Raw genomic sequence first — 19,427 nt, forward strand, 5'->3', positions numbered from 1 at the left:
CGCTCAGTACAAGGAAAAGACTGACCGAACTTCATTGAACAAATCGCTGATGAGACGGAGGACCATGAGCGTGACGAGAGCCACTCCGCTGATGGCTAGGAGTTGGGCCAGTTCCTCCCGTTTCGCTTCCTTCAAAATGGAATAGAAGATAGCCACAACGATACCGATCCCGGCGATCTGAAAAATCTGTAACATATTCATCCTTTTTCGTCCTCCATATCACCAAATCACCAATACAATGACTGAACCGATGAGAGCCCCGCCGTAAGACCAGACTTTACCCATCCGCTCGACCAGCTCTCGGGCATCTCTCTCCTGGAGGGCAAGCCGGTTTTTTACTTCATGGATGCGAGCCAGTTGATCATCCCGCGGTGCCGTTCCTAATCCCAAGGCGAGTCTTCCCAACTCTTCGCCATCGCTCTTTTCCAAAGAGGTGCCCGGCAACCACTCGTCGAGACAGCTTCTCCAGATTTCAGCGGCTGAACGGCCTTGGGCCTCCCGGAGTCGTTGTCCAGCGACCGCAAAAAGCCCGTTAGCCGGCCTTGAAGAGCAACGACTGACCTGTATCATTGCTTCGGGCAACGGAGTAGCACCATAGGCGATCTCTGTGGCTAGCACACCAAGCGATGCTTGGAGCCCAGCTAATAGGCGAGGCCGGTTCCGCAAGTCCCTGGATCGCATCCATCCAGTCCCAGCACAGGCGCCGAGGATCAAGGTAGAGCCGAAGAGTTTTAACATAGCCGACCTCCTTCTTCGACGGCATTTCTGTTTTCATCAAATATGCCTTCTACGGTACCCGGCCCCCGCCTGCGGCTGAGCACTACGAAACGTTGAAAGGCGTTCATCCGCAGCATTTCCGCTAAGCCTGGACGCCGGACGATGTCTTCAAGGTTTTGACCGTGAGCAGTAGCGAACAGGGCGACTCCGCTGTGAATCGCTTCTTCGACGGCACGAACATCTTCCATTCTCCCGATCTCATCGGTGGCAAGCACCTGGGGACCCATGGAACGGAGCATTCGCTGGAGTCCTTCTGACTTGGGGCAGCCGTCGAGGACATCTGTCCGGGGACCTACATCGTTTTGGGGGCTTCCCCGGTAACAAGCAGCGATTTCCGATCGCTCGTCAACGAGACCCACAGTGACACCGGCCAGTCCCAGATCAGGCCGGCCGCTGCTAATCTGGCGGACGAGATCGCGCAGGAGCGTTGTTTTCCCTCCGCCTGGCGGCGAAATGATCAAGGTGGAAAAGAAAAGTCCCTCTCCCACCGGTACTATTCGAGGCAAAAGCCAATCAGCCGCCCCTGGGAATTGACGGGCGATACGGATGTTTAATGACGAGACAGGATGGATGGTTTTTACCTTCCCACCGTCTAGCACGGTACGACCGGCTAAGCCGACCCGATGACCCCCGGGGAGAGTGAGAAAGCCCTGACGGAATTCCTCTTCAAAGGCGTATAAGGAACACTGAGCGATCAGGTGTACGGTCTGTAGGAGTTCTTCATCGGTGACAGTTCGCAGGAGCCGGTCTCCACGATAACCGCAGAGTGCCAGCGGGCGGCCGGCTCGAAGGCGGATCTCCGACGTTTCACTGAACAAGTCGGGGAAATTGCTATAGGTTTCATCTAAAAGAGGACGGAGCGACGGCGGAAAGTAAGGCAGCAACTGGTCGAGCCATTTCTGTTCGGACCGGTTGGGGATAGTTTCTTTCGGCACCCTATCGTCACTAAGCAGCCCCTTTGCCTGAACCCATCGCATCCTTGTCCCCCCTCTATCTATAACAAACATATGTCTTCGTTCCAGGATTATGCAAAAAGGGACGGCCCCTGCTTATCCAGCGGGACCGTCCCTCAGTGGTTATATAAGAGTATATGCGTTGAACCTTTGACCAGAAGCAACAATCACTTCAATCAGTGTTCTGGAGCGATGTTGTTCTTTGAGCGGATTAATGGGGCGACTCTTGCCACTGCGCACCCTGCGACTCACATTCACAGCGGTCTCCAGCAGCAGACTCATGCTCAAAGTCGGCTTCGTCCCCTTCTTGGATAAAGACTACCTGATCACAGTTGGGACAACTGACTTCTAGATAATCTTCATCATCAAGCAAGTCCGCATCGAAGTAGACCCGCTCTTGGCAAGAAGGGCACTCGATTTCGACCAAATCCTCATCTTCATCGATGTCGCAGTCACAGTCGTCCTCATAGACATCCTGCTCCAGTTGCAACAGGTCATCATCCATGCTGTCGATGATCTCTTCGAGTCGATCCTGGTCTTCCTTCAGCTGGCCGATGCTGTCGGTCATGTCTCCCATCAGGCTGAGCATTTCCGTCAGCAGCCGCCCTTCCCGGGAATTGGCTCCCACATTTAACCCTTCGGCCAGTCCTTGAATGTACGAAAGGCGTTCTCGGAGCTCTTGCAAAGCAAAATCCCTCCTTTTGGGATCTTTCGGTATGCCCAAACGGGCTTACTTTAGTATCCCCAGGAGGGATTTAATTTAGGCACGAGATACGTATGCGCCGTTGCGGGTATCGATGATCAGCGTTTCACCTTCGTTGATGAAGAAGGGAACCTGAACGATGGCACCCGTTTCCAAGGTAGCCGGTTTGCTGCCGCCGGTAGCGGTGTCGCCACGTACACCCGGTTCGGTAGCAGCCACTTTCAGTTCTACCGTATTGGGCAGTTCCACACCCATCAGGTTGCCATTCCAGGTAAGTACATGGACGTTCATGTTCTCTTTCAGAAAGCGGAGTTGTTCTTCGATCTGTTCCTGTTGCAGGGCGATCTGTTCGAAGTTCTCCACATCCATGAAGGTGTAGGCTTCGCCGTCATTGTAGAGGTACTGCATTTGGCGGCGCTCCAAGCGGGCTTTGGGCACTTTTTCGCCCGCACGGAAGGTGCGCTCGACGACTCCACCGGTTTTGATGTTTTTCAGTTTTGTGCGCACAAAGGCAGCGCCTTTGCCCGGTTTGACGTGCTGGAACTCGATGACTTGAAATGCATCGCCGTCCAGTTCAATCGTCGTACCGGTCCGGAAATCGTTGGAGGAAATCATGGACGAAAGAACCCCTTCCCGTTAATGAAATCTTTTTGATATGAAAAGCTGCTTTCAACGCGGCGACGCATTGGAGAAGCAGACATTCACGACTAAAGGACACATAATTCCTTCGGTGACGACGTTAAATTCCGGCAACCGCCGTCCGTCACGATGACTAAGTCTTCAATGCGGACGCCTCCCCAGCCAGGGACATAGATGCCCGGTTCGACAGTCACAGCCTGTCCCGCTTCTAAAATATCTGAGGAAGAAGGTGACAGTCGAGGGTTTTCATGGACGACGAGACCAACGCCATGACCCAAGCCGTGGCCGAAGTGATCGCCGTAGCCGGCCTGCTCGATCACTTGTCGTGCCAGGCGGTCCAGTTCACGACCGCTTTTCCCGGCGGCGATGGCAGCCAGCGCTTTTTCCTGGGCTTCGAGCACTGTATCGTAGACCCGTTGCTGTTCTGTCGTAGGCTGACCAAAAAGGACCGTTCGAGTCATGTCAGAACAATACCCATCCAGAATACAACCGAAATCGAGGGTGATCAACTCACCTTTTTCGATGACCTTTTCCGAGGCCACCCCGTGCGGTAAGGCCGACCGTTCCCCTGATGCGACAATAAACTCAAAAGATGTTCCTTGCGCACCTTGCCGGCGCATAAAAAACTCCAGCTCTAAAGCTACTTCCCTCTCGGTCATGCCGGGACGCATGACCCCGAGAATGTGTTCAAATCCTCGATCAGCGAGCGTAGCCGATCGGGCGATAGCGTCCTGTTCTGCCGAGTCTTTACGGATCCGAAGCTGTTCGATCTTGCCTGATTGACAAACCCAGTCGACAGTGGGAAAGACTTTTTCCAGCTTTTCCTTCTGTTCAACGGTCACGTAGGCAGCTTCGATGGCGATGGTTCTCCACCGCTGCTCCACTGCCAATTCCTTCAGCGCCTCTGTCCAAGCCCCCTGCTGTTGATGGAGGGTCCAATCAGGGCTCTGTAATCGTGCCTGTTCCCAATAACGAAAATCGGTGACAATCCACTTTTTTTCTGGGGAAACGATGAGAAATCCGGCGGAACCGGTAAACCCAGAGAGGTAACGGCGGTTTTCCGGCTGCTGGATCAGATAGGCGTCAATGCCGTCATCCCAAGCGGCACGCAGGCCGTCGACTCGACTCAAACAGCGGACCTCCTCTGGAGATAATAGCGGGCAGCTTCCATAGCCAAACGGTACCCGTCGGCGCCAAAACCGCAGATTTGCCCCACAGCGATCGGCGCGATTAGGGAACGATGCCGGAACTCTTCCCGTCCATGAATATTGCTGAGATGTATTTCTATCACCGGAATCGCCACGCCTGTCAAGGCATCCCTTAGGGCGATCGAGGTATGGGTATAAGCACCGGGATTAAAAATAATCAGATCCACTTGCCCAAAAGCATCATGGATGCGGTCGATGAGAGCCCCTTCATGATTCGATTGGAAGCATTCCACTTCCCAACCCCAGGCTTGACCGAGAGTTTGCACCATCTCTTCAATTTGCACCAAAGTGGTTGCTCCGTAGAGATGGGGTTCCCTGCGACCGAGCAAATTCAAATTAGGCCCATTGAGCAGAAGAATACGCGCGTTCAGGTGATATCCCCCATTTCCTTCAGCATTTTACCACAAAAGGCCCCATGGGAACAGGTTCTAATTCCCGCTGATGGCCATTTCTTTAATCCGAACCGTCGGTGCACCCTTGCCGATGAAGAATGTCAGGTCGTTGCCGATGCCGTCAATCCGGTGAAGCCACTCTAACAGATTGCCGGCGATGGCGACACCTCGAACGGGCGTCGTGAGACGTCCTTTTTCGATGAGTATTCCAGCCGCCCCGACAGAAAAATCGCCTGAGATCGGGTTGGCCGTGTGCATGCCCATCACTTCTGTCACGTAGAGCCCGGAGGAGATTTGACCGATCAAGTTATCGGGAGCTACGTCGCCTGCCTCCAGGTAAAAATTCGTCGTTCCTACGTCAGGCGTGCCCCGGAAGGAACCGCGGCTTCCGTTGCCGGTGGAAGCTGCACCGTCTTTGGCAGCCGTATAGGTGTTATAGAGAAACCCGTTGAGTTGGCCCTGTTCGATGAGGATCGTCCGGGAGGTCGGCACCCCTTCGCCGTCAAAGGGAGCCGACTGAATCCGCCCGGGCAGACGGCCGTCGTCAACCAGGGTTACTTTGCCCGAGGCAATATTTTGGCCTACTTTGCCGGCAAAGAGAGACTTGCCCTTCTGAACGGCTTCCGCAGTGAGGGCGGGGGCCAAGATGCCCAGGATCTGTGTCGTCACATAAGGGTCGAAGACGACAGGCACCCGGCGAGAAGGCACTGACTTTGCTCCGAGCATGCGGACCGCTTTTTGAGCAGCTTCACGGCCAATCTTCTTGGGGTCGATGTCATCAAAATGGAGCCCGTAAGAGAGCGCAAAGCCGGTCTGATTGTCGCCCTTTTCCTCAGCCACCAGGTAAGCATAGGCGCCGAAGTAGGCCCCCCGGTAGGTGGCGTCGATCCCTTGCGAGTTTACGACGGTGACGTTGTACTCGGCATCTTGGTAGGACGATCGCTCGGTGATCTTAACGCGAGGGTCTGTGGCCCGGGCCGTCGCTTCGATCTCTTTGGCCAGTTCGATCTTACGCTCGACACTCACTTGAGCGATAGCCGGATCATAGGTATCCACTTGGGGATACTGGTCCACTTTGGCTGGCAAGCGCCAGAAAGGATCTTCCCCGGTAAAGGCGGCATTGGCCAGAGCCCGGTCGACGGTGGCCTCGATGGCCGCCTCGGTTAAGTCCGATGTATAGGCATAACCCATCTTACCGGCTTTGAAGACGCGAATGCCGATGCCCCGGTCTTCAGCCAGTTTCATCGTTTCGACAACGCCCTTAGATACTTCAATCGTCAGATCTTTGGAATCAAGGCCATATGCCTCAGATAATTGAGCCCCTTTCGACTGGGCTCGTTCCACCATTTGACGGGCGAGTTCACCCATTGCGAACACCCCGACACCTCCTGTCGTCCATCGGCCGTTTCCTGAAAAAGGCCATACCCTCTTTTGAGCATGGCCCTATACGTCGCTAAAAATTTCCTAGTGATAATTTTAAACTGTGTCATCGTTTTTCTTATAGCCGGCGGATCCGTCCTTCTCCGCCATGCAGCAATTCCTGTACTGAAATCCGACGCAGTTCGCCGGCCTGTCCGGATGCTTCCGCATCATTGCCGCTGCCGCCGGCGGTGCCGCCGACGACAAGGGAAGCGATGCGCAAGGTCGGCTGCGCATCGGAGACCGGTACGCCTTGGCCCTCTTTCCCGCAAGTGCCGATCGCAAAGCCTAAGTCGTCGCCGACACGGTCGATCTGCTGGAGCACTTCCGGTCCGTTCCCAGTGAGCGTAGCACCTCGAACAGCGTGCTTGATTTCTCCATTTTCGATGATGTACCCTTCGGCTACATCAAAGACAAAATCGCCGTTCGTCGTATTGACTTGGCCGCCACCCATCTTTTTGACAAAAAGGCCATGCTTGGTGTCTTTGATGATTTTTTCCGGGTCCTCATCTCCGGCAGCAATCAAAGTGTTCGTCATGCGCGGAACCGGCTTATGCTGGTAAGACTCGCGACGGCCATTGCCCGTAGAGGTGCGGCCCTCCTTGCGGGCGGTGAAGCGATCGTACATGAAACTGGTCAACCGGCCTTTATCGATAAGGACATTCCGCTGACCGGGAACACCTTCATCATCAAAGCGAATCGTACCATATTTCCCAGAGATCGTCCCATCGTCGATGACCGTCACCAAGGGAGAGGCTACCTCTTCGCCCAGCTTACCTGCATACACAGAAAGACCTTTTTGCACCAGGTCTGCCTCGAGGCCGTGCCCGCATGCTTCGTGCACCATGGTGCCACCAGCTTCACCGGACATGACGACGGCCATGCGCCCCGACGGGGCTGGTTTGGCCGTGAGCATGAGGAGCGCCCGGTCAACCGCATTTTTGGCAAGTTCCTCCGGTGTCTTTTCCTGGAAGATCTCAAAGCCCCGGACACCACCTAAAGCTTCGTAACCTGTCTGAATAACCGGGCCGTCAGCAGCTACGGCGTGAACGACAAAGCGGGAACGGATCCGTTCGTCTTCCACATAATCGCCGTCAGAGTTGGCGATCTGAACCTCCTGAACGATGTCGCCATAGCCGACGGTAACCTGCTTGATGCGTTCATCGAGGGAACGAGCATGTTTGTTGGCGGCGAGCACTTTTTCAACCTTGTCTTCGATAGACACCTGGTCAGGCCGCAATTCCACATTGATTTCCACCGGCGAGAGTACTTCTCGCAGGTCGATGGGCTGCACTGCCCCGCCGCCTTTGGCCGCGTGGCTCGCCACCTCTGCGGCATGCAGCAGTCCTTCTTTACTGACGTCATTCGTATAAGCGTAGGCTGTTGCTTCACCGGCGATCACGCGGATGCCCGCTCCGATATCGACACCGGTGGTAAGACGCTCAATCTTGTTGTCTTCACAGCCAATGCCGCTCATCATTTTCTTTTCGATAAAGATGTCTGCAAAGTCGCCGCCCTGTTGCAAGGCTGCCTGCAGCACATCACGAAGGTCCTCCTTCGAGGGCCGAAGATTCAAGCTTTCCACCATCCTAATTTGACGCTTTCCCTTTAATGCAGCCCAGGATTTATTCCACGTAAACCGGTTCTTCCATTCGGGGCTTTGGGCTGCTGTGGCGAGGGTTTTTCGCCACGACCATCATCCCGTTGGCGATCGCGCTGATAACATCTACACGGAACTGGCTGATCAAAACGTTCACTTTAGAATAGACTTCCCCTTTTGAGGTCACTACATAACGGGCTGGGAGGCGATTGAGCGCCGCCGCAATGATATCGAGCCGGCATTGGTCACAGGAACAGACTTCGGGATGTTGCGGCAGCAGTTCATCCAGTACGCTTAGAACTACGTCTTCCATCAAGTTATGCAACATAGGTGCCCCTCCCCCATCCTTATAGAATGCAATTTTTCTCAGGGAATGTTACCACGAGGAATTATTTCTGTTTGAAATTCGACGAAGGGCTGGGAGTTCCTTCTGTGCCCTGCCTGTTTTATCCGGATTTGAACGGGTTTGACGGCAGAGTTAGCCGTAGAGCGAAGGGATATTTTAAATTGTTCGATACCGGAGGCGAGAGGCTTTACATCGAGATTCTCTTTTCTTTGCAGCGTTCCGTCAGGGTTTAGATAGTATGCAATCGCTTTCCAGCTATTTACTCCATATTCATCCCGAACCATGACGTCACATTCCACTCGATTTTCGTTGATGATGCGTATATTTTTTCCGAAGCGTAAATCACGACTAAGCCAGTGGAGGGCCCACTGAATGCTGCTGTTTCCCTCCATTCCTTGTGTTTGTTCAGTGAGATGAACCATGGCTGAGTTTAATAATCCGATTCCCATAGTACTCACGATTCCGAAAATCGCCATCACCAGCATCAATTCCACTAAGGTCATCCCGGCTGAAGTCTGAACCACCTTCAGCACTCTTCTCATGAGTCAACGCCGCCGGACGGTAACACCGTATCGATGCGGACACGACCGTTACGGGAAACAATGATGAAACGCTGCTGATTCGTATCGCTTGTCAGCATGACGGTACCTCCCATAGGCGGTCTTCCGGACCTTCCATCTAGCGCAAACACTAATGTATTCGGCCGTTCCGAATAAATCGGGAGCGTGGTCAGTTTGATTTGGATTCCCTCCGGAAGAACCCTGACCCGTTTCCTTCCGTCATCGAGTGAAAAGATTTCGTAGGACCTATCGTTGCTGTAAAAGGTTAACCCGTAATGACGGCGCTCTTTCACGGTTTGATCCCGCGTCTCAAGGATGTCCATCTGTACTTGCCGGGCAGCAGAGTTTAACAAGAAAAGGTTATACCATTTGGACAGGATGGGACCGGTTATCGCCATCACGATGCCTAGGATACATAGGACTGTGGTCATCTCAAGTAACGTAAAACCATTGTGGTTACGGACTTTTTGAACCATAGAGGAACTGCTTGATTTCGGCCCCATCCTTTTCACCTCAAGAAGTCCCATCGTCGCCGTATACGGTGGCATGGTCAATCGATGATATGTAAAAGGCTCCATCGCTGCTTTGTTCCCAAGTGACTACGACGAAGTGAACGTACTCGCATTCCTCCTGGTTCGCCTTGGCGCGGATATAGACACGATTTGATTTCAGAGAACTTGTATCATACGTCATAGTGACCTGAATTTTTGCGACTTTTAGAGATGGTATTTTGTCCTGCAGGTAGGTCACGAGGACATGATTATCTACCTCTTCTGATCTTTGCAAAAAATCTTCGATAGCGGCGATGGACGCTTCGACACCGGCCTCAGCGCCGTAGATGGTCTGTTCCATCTTGATTTGATCCCCAGTGGCTGTCATAGAGTGCATCGTCATCTGTGCCATCGTTGCGGCTATCAGTCCCAGAGCTGTGATGAGAAAAATAACGTACATAAGGGTTCCGCCTCGGCGGTGAAACGGTGCCGGCGGGCGGTCGGTCAAGGTGTCTTTCGGCGGGCAACCATCGTAGTCAGTTCGTATGGATCCGTTACGTCGGGGATCCATATTCTTACTGACACCTCCTTTACAGTAAAAGGGGCCAATTCCGCAGCGTCTTCTATTGTTATCCGGGCACCGAACCCCGTCGGTACGTCAATTCCTGTCGGAACGTCATTGTTTGTATTTGTCCATTCAACCTTTAACTGGGCGATTTTACGTTCTAATATCTCCTGGGCGAGCAGCAACGCCTGAGTCGCTTTTTCACTTCGCCGTTCTAACCGTTCTGCGGCAACGACAGTGCCGAATAGGGGCACGAGAACGATCGTAAGAAGAGTTACCGCAATCAGGACTTCGATCAGGGCGAATCCATTCTGTGGGTTACTTCGCTTACGTTTCACGAAAAGTACCTCTCCACGAGCAATTTCTGCTATGGTGCTAAATGGAGGTAAAGGGGTTCCTGCGGCTTTGTTTGGGTGCCTCTCCATCTGTGGGATCTACAGGAGCTTTTACCATAGGATTGGCCTGACCGTTTCGGTACGTGTAATAGGCGATTTCAATCGCCGCCACCAGTCGTTCCCCTTTTAGCTCGTCCGGTTTCGGCTCTTGTTCTGGTTGTGGTTCATCTTTCTCTTTGTTCGGAATGGCTTCCTGGATTATGTTTTCCAGTCTGTCATCATGTCTGTCAGCTTGAGACCTTTCGTTCTTTGTGCCGACGCCAGTAACTCGATAGTCTCCTTCTTCCTTTTTTATCAAACAGGATCGCAGAGAAAGGCTGCGGTTTTTTTGTTCTATCTCTTGTAAAAAGCCCATAATTCCACCATAAGTTCCTTCTACGACGATGAGATACTGCCTTTCCCTGATACTCCCATCGTTCCCATTGGTTTCGCCGGCGTTTGCTTCGTTGACAGGTAACAGGTTTTTACTCTGCCCTTCGTCAATCGGAACATTTTTTTGTTGTCCCTTTTCCGGTTCAGCCCTTTTGTCCGGAGTGATTCGAAAGATACGTACTTCGTTGTTTAACGCCGCTTCTCCAAACTTGCTGACTAGTCCTCCGTGCTGACTGTCGGCAGGTAGCTGACTGATCCGTTTGTTCCACTCGATCGATCGTTCTTCTTGATTGCGCCGTTGTTCTGCGAGAACCTCCCCTTGCTGCTGAAGTTCTCGAAACTGCGATTGGGCCGCTTCCAGTTGGTGAGATAACTTTTGGTACCGTCCCCAGCGAGGTTCCAAAACTTGCATATAGAGAAAAGCACTGAGCAGGAGTGTCATCATCACCTTAAAAAGACTCTTTTCCCTGGCTGTACGATTTTGCCACCAAGAAATAACTTCTACCATTTAGGCCACCGTCTTTGTATTTTCGTTATCTTCTCCAGTCAGTTATTTAGACAACTGACACCAGATGTTGAAATGGACCTCCTGTGGTTCTTCTACCTCCGAATCAGCTTTTAACAGATAACTGTCTTCCAAGGATACTTCGGCGATCTGTCCGATTTGGTTGAGGCTGTCCATAAATTCGCCTACCGCCTTCATGTCAACGCTTTTCCCGCTTATGGACAAAGATCCGCTTTTCGCTAGGTCGCATGCCTCGACAGCTTCGAAGGTGATCTTCTCCGAAGCCATCGCCCCGATCCGTTGAAGCAAATCGGTGATCTCCCACCTCTCCTTCCCCAGCACAGTAGCCAACCGGGCTGCTTCTCGTTGCGACTCTTGGTCCATTCCCCCAACCGGTTCATCGTGAATCTGTCCTTGTAAATCAGCTATCTTTTGCTCCATTGCGCTCACTTGTCTTTGCAAGAAGAATAATCCGTATTCAGAGAGACCGTAGACCAAACAAGGCAACAATAAAACTGCTAGAATTCTCAGAAGTAGCTGTCGTAGAAAAGATTTTCGTTCTAAGCGAAGTTCCAATGGCAAAAGATTGATTTCATTCATCGATTCCACCCACCTCAGATTCGGTTCTTCCAGTTAGAACCCCTGCGTCGTAGTAACCAGCCTTCCGTCGAGAACCGTGATCGTCATTTGAAGATCGTCGTTACCAATGTTACCGTCTATACTTTGAGAAGTGATTTTCACGGTAGTGATGGAGGGTCTCGGTGAGGCAGGTTCGTAGGAATAAGGCTTCCCCCAGGGATCGAGCCATGGCGTCGTCGGAGCTGGATAGGTGCCTTCCAAATCCTTGTCCAGCAGTTTGCTGTTTTTCAAATCTGCCGCCGAAGGCAAGACTCCTTTATCGACAAAATAGGAGCGCACCGCCAACTCTACCGTCCGAAGATCATTTAAAGCGGCAGACATCTTGGCCCGGTTCGGCGCTGCGCTGATTTTGGGCGTAAGGACGAGAAAAAGCACAGATAGTATGGTCAAAACGAGAAGCAGTTCCAGCAAGGTGAAACCTTGTTCGTTCATCCATTTTCGCTTCATGGGAAGGTTAAAGTGACCATCAAAGGGTCCCCCCATCAAATCTTGCTGATGGCTTCGAACATAGGCAATAACATGGAGACAGCTAAAAAACCGACAACGGTCGCTAGAAAAATTAACAACAGCGGTTCTAAGAGTGCCATCGTTCGCCCCGTATTGTAATCGACTTCCGTCTCGTAGTAATCGGCCGCTTTCGCCAACAATCCGTCCATATTACCGCTCTCTTCCCCGACAAAAACCATCTGGAGCAAAAGAGGCGGAAACAGTCCGGAAATCTGCATCATTTCCGTCATTGTCTGTCCTTTTCGTATCCCCTCTTCGATGAATTGCACCGCTTGCGCCATCAGTGGATTTCCGGAGACTTGCCGGACGATGTGCAACGATTGCATAAGATGCATCCCATTCGATAAAAGCATGCTCAACATCCGGCTCATACGAGCGACTACCGTTTGCCGGCGCAATTCACCAATCAGGGGAAGACCGAGAATAAGCTTTTCCGTCTCAACTTCCCATCTAGGATTTTTAGAGGCCTTCCTAAGGGCGATAAAGGAAGCAACGGGGAGCATCCCCCACAGGAAGCCGTATTTCTTCACCATCTCCACAGTGGCCAAGGTCAACTTGGTCATTTTCGGCAAGGGGATCCCGAGACTCATTAGGACTTTTGCGAAGGTAGGGAGTGAGAAGAGAAGGAAAAAAAGAATCGAAGCCAAGGCAAGCACGAAGACCAACAGGGGATATAGCATAGCCATCCGGACTTTCCGTTCCGTCTCAGATTCTTTGTCATAATAGGCCGCCAGTCTCGATAGAACGCCGTCTAGAACGCCACCGACTTCTCCGGCTTCGACCATATGTACAAAAAGCTCTGGAAAAAACTTTGGATGTCCTTTCATGGCTGCCGATAGACTTATTCCCTCATGTATCTTTTGCGCCACCTGAAACAATGTCTGTTGAAACAACGGATGGTTACCCTGATTGGCCAACAGAATCAACCCGCTATAAAGAGGGACACCCCCATCGATAAGTGTTGATAACTGTCGACAAAAGAAAGCCATCTGTTTTGAGGTGATTTTTTGTTTCCCACTAAATTTATTGGACAACCACTGCCATAGCTGGCTAATCCTTTGTGATTTCGTGATTCTGACGACATAAAAGCCCTGTTTCTGTAGGATGATGGCGGCATCCCGCGTAGTCTCCGCTTCGATGATCCCCTCGAAAAAGAGCCCCTTCGCATCCCATATCCGATAGGCATATGCAGGCATACCATCTCCCCCCGAGGATTCTAGTCCTTTGACATGTAGGCTACGCGTATGTATTCCTCTACCGTCGTCTCTCCGGCAAGGATTTTGCGAATCGCGGCTATCTGTAGGTTCTCCATCCCCTGGTCAATAGCGGTCTTGCGGATCTCTTCCATATTTGCTTTCGCCATGATCAATTCTCGCAATCCAGAGTTGACAGGCATAACCTCCTGGATAATCGTGCGTCCTCGATAGCCCGTGTTATTGCAGCTACTACAGCCTTTACCCTTCGAAAGGGTCGCCTTGATACCGAATTCCTTACAAAGAAACTCTTCTTCCTCGGAACCTTTTGCCGGTATGTATTCGGTCTTACAGCGGGAGCATATTTTCCTCACCAGACGTTGTGCGACGACACCCTTGACTGCCGATGCCACCTGAAAAGGCTCTACACCCATATCCAGCAGCCTGCCGATCGCTTCCGCGGCATCACCTGTATGCAACGTAGAGAAGACGAGATGTCCTGTTATGGCCGCTTGGACTGCGATGCGGGCAGTCTCTCGATCTCGAATTTCACCGATTAAAATGATGTCGGGATCTTGACGTAAGATAGACCGCAATCCACTGGCAAAGTCCAATCCCGCTTTCGGACATACCTGCACCTGATTAACGCCGGGGAGGACGTATTCGACGGGATCTTCGATAGTGACAATGTTCTTTTCTCCCCGATTGAGAGATTTCACCGTAGCATAAAGGGTCGTTGTTTTCCCTGCTCCGGTAGGACCGGTTAGAAGGATCATCCCACCGGTGTTATGAGTTAAGGTACGGTACTGGGCCATCGCTTCTCTGCAAAAGCCTAGATCTTCCAAACCGAGCTGCATTTGATGTTTATCTAACAAACGAATGGTGCATTTCTCGCCGTATAAGGTAGGGAGGGTAGAAACACGCAAATCGACAGCCTTGTCTTTCCTGACATATTGAATCCGCCCATCTTGAGGAATCTTCTTTTTGGCGATATCTAAACCTGCCATGACTTTAATCCGAGAAATTACAGAGGCATGCATGGTCACGGGGAGTTGGAGAACTTCTCGTAGAAGACCGTCTGTGCGGAAGCGAATCCGAATCGCTTCTTCTTGTGCGTCAATATGAATGTCCGTAGCTCCCTCACTCAGGGCCTGATCGAAAATGCTATTTACCGTATGTACGACAGGCTCTTCTACTGCTTCAGTCGCGATTTCATCGGTCCTCTCTGAAAGCTGCGTGACGGTTCGATTCCAGAAGTTTTCCCTTGAAAATTGGGGTTCTTTTATCTCACCCTTGATGATGTCCACCGGTAACCGCATGCGAGTAAGCGGAGTGACAAACGACATAATTCACCCACCTCTCCTATATTACCTGGAATTTTATTACATTTTTCTTTCTTCTACGCACTTTCTAGAAATCCTCTAATTTCTGGTAATTTTTTATCTTTCCTAAAAAAATACGCTTCCTTTCGGCATGTTTTCCGAAAGGAAGCGTTCATCCTTCTGATTTCTTATCCCCAATGGGCTACGAATGTTTCATTTCACGCATGGCTAAACCTAGGGCGATCGACATATCGGAGGTTAACCGGTCTATCCCATTTGGTCGGACCGGCAAAGTCAGCTTCGATAATCTCAAGGGGATGGAGGGAAAAGGAACAGCCCTCGATAGGCAGTCTTGGATGTATTCGGTGATTGCCGGCGAGCCGTTTAAATAGAGGCGGTTAAAAGAATAATCATGAGATTGACTTATGTACGATTGGATGATGGAATTTACATTTTTCACGAAAGTATTTATCGCTTCTTCCGGACTATCTGCCCAATGGATGGTCCCTATCGACAAATACCGAAGGAAGCGAATTTTTGATTCCTTAATGATTCCCACCAAGGTACCCTTGTATCCGATATCCAGAAAACTATAGCTCTGTGCATCCGTCTCTATCAGGTGGTTTAGAAGTCTACCTAATGCTGTACAAGATGTTTCCACGGCTTGCACCTGAAAACCTAACTCGGTCAAAACGTCATAAACGGTCAGTACTTCCTTTTTCGGTAAAGCGATGAGCACTAAGGGTACCGTTTTTTCCGATCTATTCCCGCTGCTTGCGATCACATAATCATAGACATAATCTGTCACCGGTTGCGGTAAGTATTTCTCAACTTCCCACCGTAAGGCCGAGCGCAACTCCTGCTCGGCAATGTTCGGCATTCGTATATGACGGAGTAGAAGATGATCAGACCGAAAACTGACGACGACCCGCTTACCCTTCCCATCGTTCTCTAGAAAACATTCCTGCAAGAGTGCCCTATCTATCTCCAGTCTTCGCTTTTCCTCTCCTCGCACTTCTGGTGGAACTGTTTTTTGAATCGCTCTCGTGATTTCGCAACGATTCTCCCGGTAGGTTAGCTCGACCAGACGAATCCCCGTTCGCCCCATGTCTAAACCGAGTATTTGCTTTGGACGTTTCATGATTCTGTACATGGCGATCAAGGCAAATTCGTATAGGTGGTCTCAAGCAAACCGTTTGCGTTCTTTGCGATCGTCATCGTAATATCATCCGTATCTGAAGTACCGGTCGTTCCGTTCGGGCCATAAGAAGTGATTTTTACCTTGCCTGCCTCTCCTTCATAGGTGTATTTATGTTCCCAAGGATCGAGCGTGCTGACGGGTGACTTATCGATGTACTTCCCCGTAACCAAAAGGGATGATGTATCTTTTTCCTCGTCTGTAGAAGGAAACTTGCTTTTTTCCATGTAATACTGCCTTAAAGCAGTTTCAAAGGCGCGAAAGTCATTTTTGACTCCCGACAGCTTTGCTTTTTCAGTAGCTTGACCCAGCCTTGGGACGATAACCGCAAATAAAATACTGATGATGGCTAATACCAGGAGCAGTTCGACGAGAGTAAATCCCTGCGAGTTCATTCGAGGCGCTCTACGAAAAAAAGACCGCTGCATCGACACTCCCTCCTAACGTCTGAAAATAACAGGGGCCGTCATCTTCCTTCTTCGATTAAATATTAACTTCAAAGTACATATTTGTAAATATTCGACAAAAGTTTTTTTGGGAAATACAGCGTTCCTAATCCGTTAGGTCATCGCCAATGGTCAAAAAATTTCACAAAAAAATAGCCTGCTCTCTGGCAGGCTATTTCAATTTATATCGATTTCAAGTTGTCAGGATCTCAATCGTCTCCAAGGCAAGTGAGAGCGAAACCTCCGAGGTAATGCAATACTCACCGATCGAAGTGGGTACCACAAAGACCACGCCGGAGTCGGTGTTTTTCTTGTCCATCATCAAGGCTTCTTTCCACTTCTCCGCCGCAAAATCAGGGAACCTTGTCGGCAGTCCCGCTGCCTCGACGAGCTTTCTCACTCTCTCCGTCGTATCCGGCGAAAGGCCGGTCACTTTCTCAGCCAGTTTGCAGGCACCGATGAGACCAACTGCCACCGCCTCGCCATGCTTGTAACCTTTATATTCCGTCAACGTTTCTATGGCATGGCCGAAAGTATGGCCTAAGTTTAAGATCGCCCGGAGGCCTAACTCCCGCTCATCAGCGGCTACCACTTTCGCCTTAACTCGGCAGCAGGCAGCGATGACATGGCGCAGTGCATCGGCCTCCTGATTGACGACGGCCTGAGCCTCTTTCTCAAGGTAGGCAAAGAGATCCTTATCTCCTAGGATGGCCGTTTTCAATACTTCGCCGTAACCGGCGGCCACTTCCCGTTTCGGAAGGGTGGACAAGGTGTTCGTGTCGATGATGACGATTTTCGGTTGGTAGAAGGCGCCGATCATGTTTTTCCCGTGCCGGTGGTTTACAGCCACTTTGCCGCCGACGCTGGAGTCTACTTGGGCAAGAAGGGTTGTCGGTACCTGAACAAAATCGATCCCCCGCATGTAGGTCGCTGCCAGATACCCGGCCACATCACCAGCGATGCCTCCGCCTAAAGCCACAATGGCTGATGAACGGTTCAGCTTGGCCTCTACACAAGCATCATACAGTTTCGATAAGGTTTCCAGGTTTTTATATTCTTCACCGTCGGCCATCTCTGCCGTTGCCACCGTATATCCGGCGGCGATTAACGAGCGGCGCAGTTTTTCTCCCCAGAGTCGATTGACCACTTCGTTCGTCACGATCAATATCTTTTTCCCGGAAAGCCGCCCGGCCAGCAGCTCGCCGGCCTGGTCGATCATGCCGGGGCCGATTTCGATGGGGTACGTACGGTCATCCAGTTCGACCATCACGGTCGTCCGCGCTATCGGCGGGTTTTCTGTCGTAGGAGCTTTCGTCAATTACCTTTCCCTCCTCGGTCTCTTCCGGCAGGGGACGCCAGTCCTCGCCTTCCCGCCGGTTCAGGAAGTCCAGGATGTATTCTACGATCTCCGGTACGGTCCGTTCCGATGTATCCACATCCAAATCGGCGCAGCCGTAGTAGGGCTCGCGGACGGCCATCATGCCTTCGATGTCTTCTGGGGAAATGTCTTTTTTGATCAAAGGTCGATGGGTTCGCCGGGCTACACGGGACCAGATCACTTCCGGGCGGGCGCTGAGCCGGATGAGTATCCCTGTCGAGCCTAAGGCGTCTATGTTCGCCCGATTCAAGACGATCCCGCCGCCCGTGGAGACGATAGCCCGCTCCATGGCCGCTACTTTCTGGGCTACGAGGGACTCTTCCGAGCGAAAGCGCACCTCACCGAAGCGATCGAAGATCTGGGGGATCGTCAGCCCGGTCACCCGCTCGACCTCTGCGTCCGTATCCAAGTAAGCATAGCGGAGCCGAGCAGCCAGTTTCTTGCCTACGGTGGATTTTCCCGTTCCCATGAAGCCAATGAGGACGATATTATGTTTTTTTTCCCTGTTGTCGTTCATATTTTTCCCCGCCTTAAAAGCGTTCGGCCTGCTCTCGCATAGCGGCTACACGGGTTTTGACCTGTTCGAGCGTGTCTCCGCCCGTCGTCTCTAGGAGGCTGTCGGCGATCGTCAAGGCCAGTACAGCTTCGGCAACGACGGCCGCTGCCGGCACGGCACAGACGTCGGAACGTTCCACCGTCGCTTCCACAGCCTGATGGGTGTCAATATCGACAGTTTTTAAGGGGCTGTACAGAGTTGGAATCGGCTTCATGGCGATGCGTACGACGAGAGGTTCGCTGTTGGTGATGCCTCCCTCGATGCCGCCGGCCCGGTTCGTGCTGTGCCGGTATCCCTCGCCGTCCCGGTAGACGATTTCGTCGTGTACTTTCGAACCGGGCAGATCAGCGGACCGGAAACCGATGCCGATTTCGACGCCTTTGATGGCTTGAATCGACATCATGTCACCAGCGATCCGTCCGTCCAGCCGCCGATCACCGTGAACGTGACTGCCAATGCCATAGGGCAACCCGGTGACAGCCAGTTCGATGACGCCGCCAAGGCTGTCGCCTTTTTCCTTGGCTCGGTCGATGGCTACCATCATCAGCGCTTCAGCCTCGCTGTCAGCACAGCGAACCGGTGAATTTTCGGCCCGTTCGGCGATGGTCAACCATTCGCTGTCTGTTCGTTCGCTGCACATTTTCAGTCCGGCGCTGTAGACGCCACCGATGGATAAAACGTGGGAACAGACTTGAATACCCAACTCAGCCAGAAACCGACGGGCTACGGCCCCGGCAGCTACTTTTGCCGCCGTTTCACGGGCGCTGGATCGTTCTAAAATATTTCGCATGTCCCGGTGGTTGTATTTGATGGCGCCGGGAAGGTCAGCATGACCCGGTCGGGGGTAGCTGACGCGCCGTTCATTCAGGGTAGCATGAATATGGGGGGCCATGATCTTCGTCCAGTTTTTCCAATCCCGGTTTTCCACCTGCAGGCAAATGGGGCTGCCCAAGGTAAGACCACCGCGCAGTCCCGATTGGATAGCCACATGGTCTTTCTCGATCGTCATTCGCCCACCGCGACCATGACCTTTTTGCCGTCTGGCCAGTTCTTTATCGATATCGTCGGCCTCGATGGGCAGTCCGGCTACCATTCCCTCCATGATCACCGTCAAGGCCGGGCCGTGCGATTCACCGGCTGTAAGGTACCGCAATACTGTCATCTTCTCTATATCCTTTCTCCGGTGCGGTAAATTATGGTCAACTTTGATACGCATAAACTGTCAATCTTCGCCTAATTCCACGTCTAGACGAAAAATTCCTG

24 protein-coding genes are annotated in these 19,427 nt (G+C 51.9%); all 24 read right to left on the minus strand.

Annotated elements, in window-relative coordinates:
• Positions 1-3 precede the first annotated feature (3 nt).
• A complete protein-coding gene (gene spoIIIAC / locus H1S01_RS10340; RefSeq protein WP_188040298.1) occupies positions 4-201 on the minus strand; it encodes a stage III sporulation protein AC in 198 nt (65 codons plus the stop codon).
• Positions 202-219: 18 nt separating this feature from the next.
• Positions 220-738 (minus strand): stage III sporulation protein AB, encoded by a 519-nt coding sequence (locus H1S01_RS10345; RefSeq protein WP_188040300.1) that lies wholly within the window; start codon positions 736-738, stop codon positions 220-222.
• Positions 732-1,754, minus strand: a complete 1,023-nt coding sequence (gene spoIIIAA / locus H1S01_RS10350; RefSeq protein ID WP_188040302.1) for a stage III sporulation protein AA — start codon at positions 1,752-1,754, stop codon at positions 732-734. Before spoIIIAA ends, H1S01_RS10345 begins: the two co-directional genes overlap by 7 nt.
• 187 nt (positions 1,755-1,941) lie before the next feature.
• Positions 1,942-2,415 carry a CD1247 N-terminal domain-containing protein gene (locus H1S01_RS10355; protein ID WP_188040304.1) on the minus strand — a complete coding sequence of 158 codons (474 nt, stop codon included), beginning with the start codon at positions 2,413-2,415 and terminating at the stop codon, positions 1,942-1,944.
• 75 nt (positions 2,416-2,490) lie between these two features.
• Positions 2,491-3,048, minus strand: coding sequence for an elongation factor P (efp, locus tag H1S01_RS10360; protein ID WP_155476446.1), 558 nt, complete (start codon positions 3,046-3,048; stop codon positions 2,491-2,493).
• Positions 3,049-3,140: 92 nt separating this feature from the next.
• The gene (locus tag H1S01_RS10365; RefSeq protein ID WP_188040306.1) at positions 3,141-4,202 is read right to left on the minus strand and encodes a M24 family metallopeptidase; all 1,062 of its coding nucleotides are present in this window, start codon (positions 4,200-4,202) and stop codon (positions 3,141-3,143) included.
• Positions 4,199-4,651, minus strand: coding sequence for a type II 3-dehydroquinate dehydratase (gene aroQ, locus H1S01_RS10370; RefSeq protein WP_188040419.1), 453 nt, complete (start codon positions 4,649-4,651; stop codon positions 4,199-4,201). Before aroQ ends, H1S01_RS10365 begins: the two co-directional genes overlap by 4 nt.
• A gap of 57 nt (positions 4,652-4,708) precedes the next feature.
• The gene (locus H1S01_RS10375) at positions 4,709-6,040 is read right to left on the minus strand and encodes a TldD/PmbA family protein (protein WP_188040421.1); all 1,332 of its coding nucleotides are present in this window, start codon (positions 6,038-6,040) and stop codon (positions 4,709-4,711) included.
• A 130-nt stretch (positions 6,041-6,170) separates the two neighbouring features.
• A complete protein-coding gene (locus tag H1S01_RS10380) occupies positions 6,171-7,667 on the minus strand; it encodes a TldD/PmbA family protein (RefSeq protein ID WP_243237198.1) in 1,497 nt (498 codons plus the stop codon).
• A 49-nt stretch (positions 7,668-7,716) separates the two neighbouring features.
• On the minus strand, positions 7,717-8,019 hold the full coding sequence (locus H1S01_RS10385; protein ID WP_188040310.1) for a late competence development ComFB family protein: 303 nt from the start codon (positions 8,017-8,019) through the stop codon (positions 7,717-7,719).
• Between the two features lie 38 nt (positions 8,020-8,057).
• Positions 8,058-8,579 (minus strand): PulJ/GspJ family protein, encoded by a 522-nt coding sequence (locus tag H1S01_RS10390; protein WP_188040312.1) that lies wholly within the window; start codon positions 8,577-8,579, stop codon positions 8,058-8,060.
• Positions 8,576-9,100: a GspH/FimT family pseudopilin gene (locus H1S01_RS10395; protein ID WP_188040314.1), complete on the minus strand. Its 525-nt coding sequence runs from the start codon at positions 9,098-9,100 to the stop codon at positions 8,576-8,578. The genes H1S01_RS10390 and H1S01_RS10395 overlap by 4 nt, the downstream gene beginning before the upstream one ends.
• Before the next feature lie 10 nt (positions 9,101-9,110).
• Positions 9,111-9,659, minus strand: a complete 549-nt coding sequence (locus H1S01_RS10400; RefSeq protein ID WP_188040316.1) for a pilus assembly PilX N-terminal domain-containing protein — start codon at positions 9,657-9,659, stop codon at positions 9,111-9,113.
• Positions 9,593-9,991 (minus strand): type IV pilus modification PilV family protein, encoded by a 399-nt coding sequence (locus H1S01_RS10405; protein ID WP_188040318.1) that lies wholly within the window; start codon positions 9,989-9,991, stop codon positions 9,593-9,595. The genes H1S01_RS10400 and H1S01_RS10405 overlap by 67 nt, the downstream gene beginning before the upstream one ends.
• 37 nt (positions 9,992-10,028) lie before the next feature.
• Complete coding sequence (gene gspM / locus H1S01_RS10410; protein ID WP_188040320.1) at positions 10,029-10,928, minus strand: type II secretion system protein GspM; 900 nt, start codon at positions 10,926-10,928, stop codon at positions 10,029-10,031.
• Between the two features lie 42 nt (positions 10,929-10,970).
• Entirely contained in the window at positions 10,971-11,525 is a 555-nt protein-coding gene (locus tag H1S01_RS10415) for a hypothetical protein (RefSeq protein WP_188040322.1), read from the minus strand.
• Positions 11,526-11,558: 33 nt separating this feature from the next.
• Positions 11,559-11,996 (minus strand): type II secretion system protein GspG, encoded by a 438-nt coding sequence (locus tag H1S01_RS10420; RefSeq protein ID WP_188040324.1) that lies wholly within the window; start codon positions 11,994-11,996, stop codon positions 11,559-11,561.
• 50 nt (positions 11,997-12,046) lie between these two features.
• Positions 12,047-13,267, minus strand: a complete 1,221-nt coding sequence (locus H1S01_RS10425) for a type II secretion system F family protein (RefSeq protein ID WP_188040326.1) — start codon at positions 13,265-13,267, stop codon at positions 12,047-12,049.
• Positions 13,268-13,287: 20 nt separating this feature from the next.
• The gene (locus H1S01_RS10430; protein ID WP_243237199.1) at positions 13,288-14,610 is read right to left on the minus strand and encodes a GspE/PulE family protein; all 1,323 of its coding nucleotides are present in this window, start codon (positions 14,608-14,610) and stop codon (positions 13,288-13,290) included.
• A gap of 178 nt (positions 14,611-14,788) precedes the next feature.
• Entirely contained in the window at positions 14,789-15,727 is a 939-nt protein-coding gene (gene pilM, locus H1S01_RS10435) for a type IV pilus biogenesis protein PilM (RefSeq protein ID WP_188040328.1), read from the minus strand.
• 17 nt (positions 15,728-15,744) lie between these two features.
• Entirely contained in the window at positions 15,745-16,212 is a 468-nt protein-coding gene (locus tag H1S01_RS10440; protein ID WP_188040426.1) for a type II secretion system protein, read from the minus strand.
• Positions 16,213-16,423: 211 nt separating this feature from the next.
• Positions 16,424-17,548: a 3-dehydroquinate synthase gene (gene aroB / locus H1S01_RS10445; RefSeq protein ID WP_243237200.1), complete on the minus strand. Its 1,125-nt coding sequence runs from the start codon at positions 17,546-17,548 to the stop codon at positions 16,424-16,426.
• Complete coding sequence (locus tag H1S01_RS10450) at positions 17,481-18,125, minus strand: shikimate kinase (protein WP_188040330.1); 645 nt, start codon at positions 18,123-18,125, stop codon at positions 17,481-17,483. Before H1S01_RS10450 ends, aroB begins: the two co-directional genes overlap by 68 nt.
• Positions 18,126-18,138: 13 nt before the next feature.
• Complete coding sequence (gene aroC / locus H1S01_RS10455) at positions 18,139-19,326, minus strand: chorismate synthase (protein WP_279286981.1); 1,188 nt, start codon at positions 19,324-19,326, stop codon at positions 18,139-18,141.
• Positions 19,327-19,427: the final 101 nt, after the last annotated feature.

Origin of the sequence: Heliobacterium chlorum, from assembly GCF_014502795.1 — a bacterium.
In the GTDB taxonomy this organism is placed as follows: domain Bacteria; phylum Bacillota; class Desulfitobacteriia; order Heliobacteriales; family Heliobacteriaceae; genus Heliobacterium; species Heliobacterium chlorum.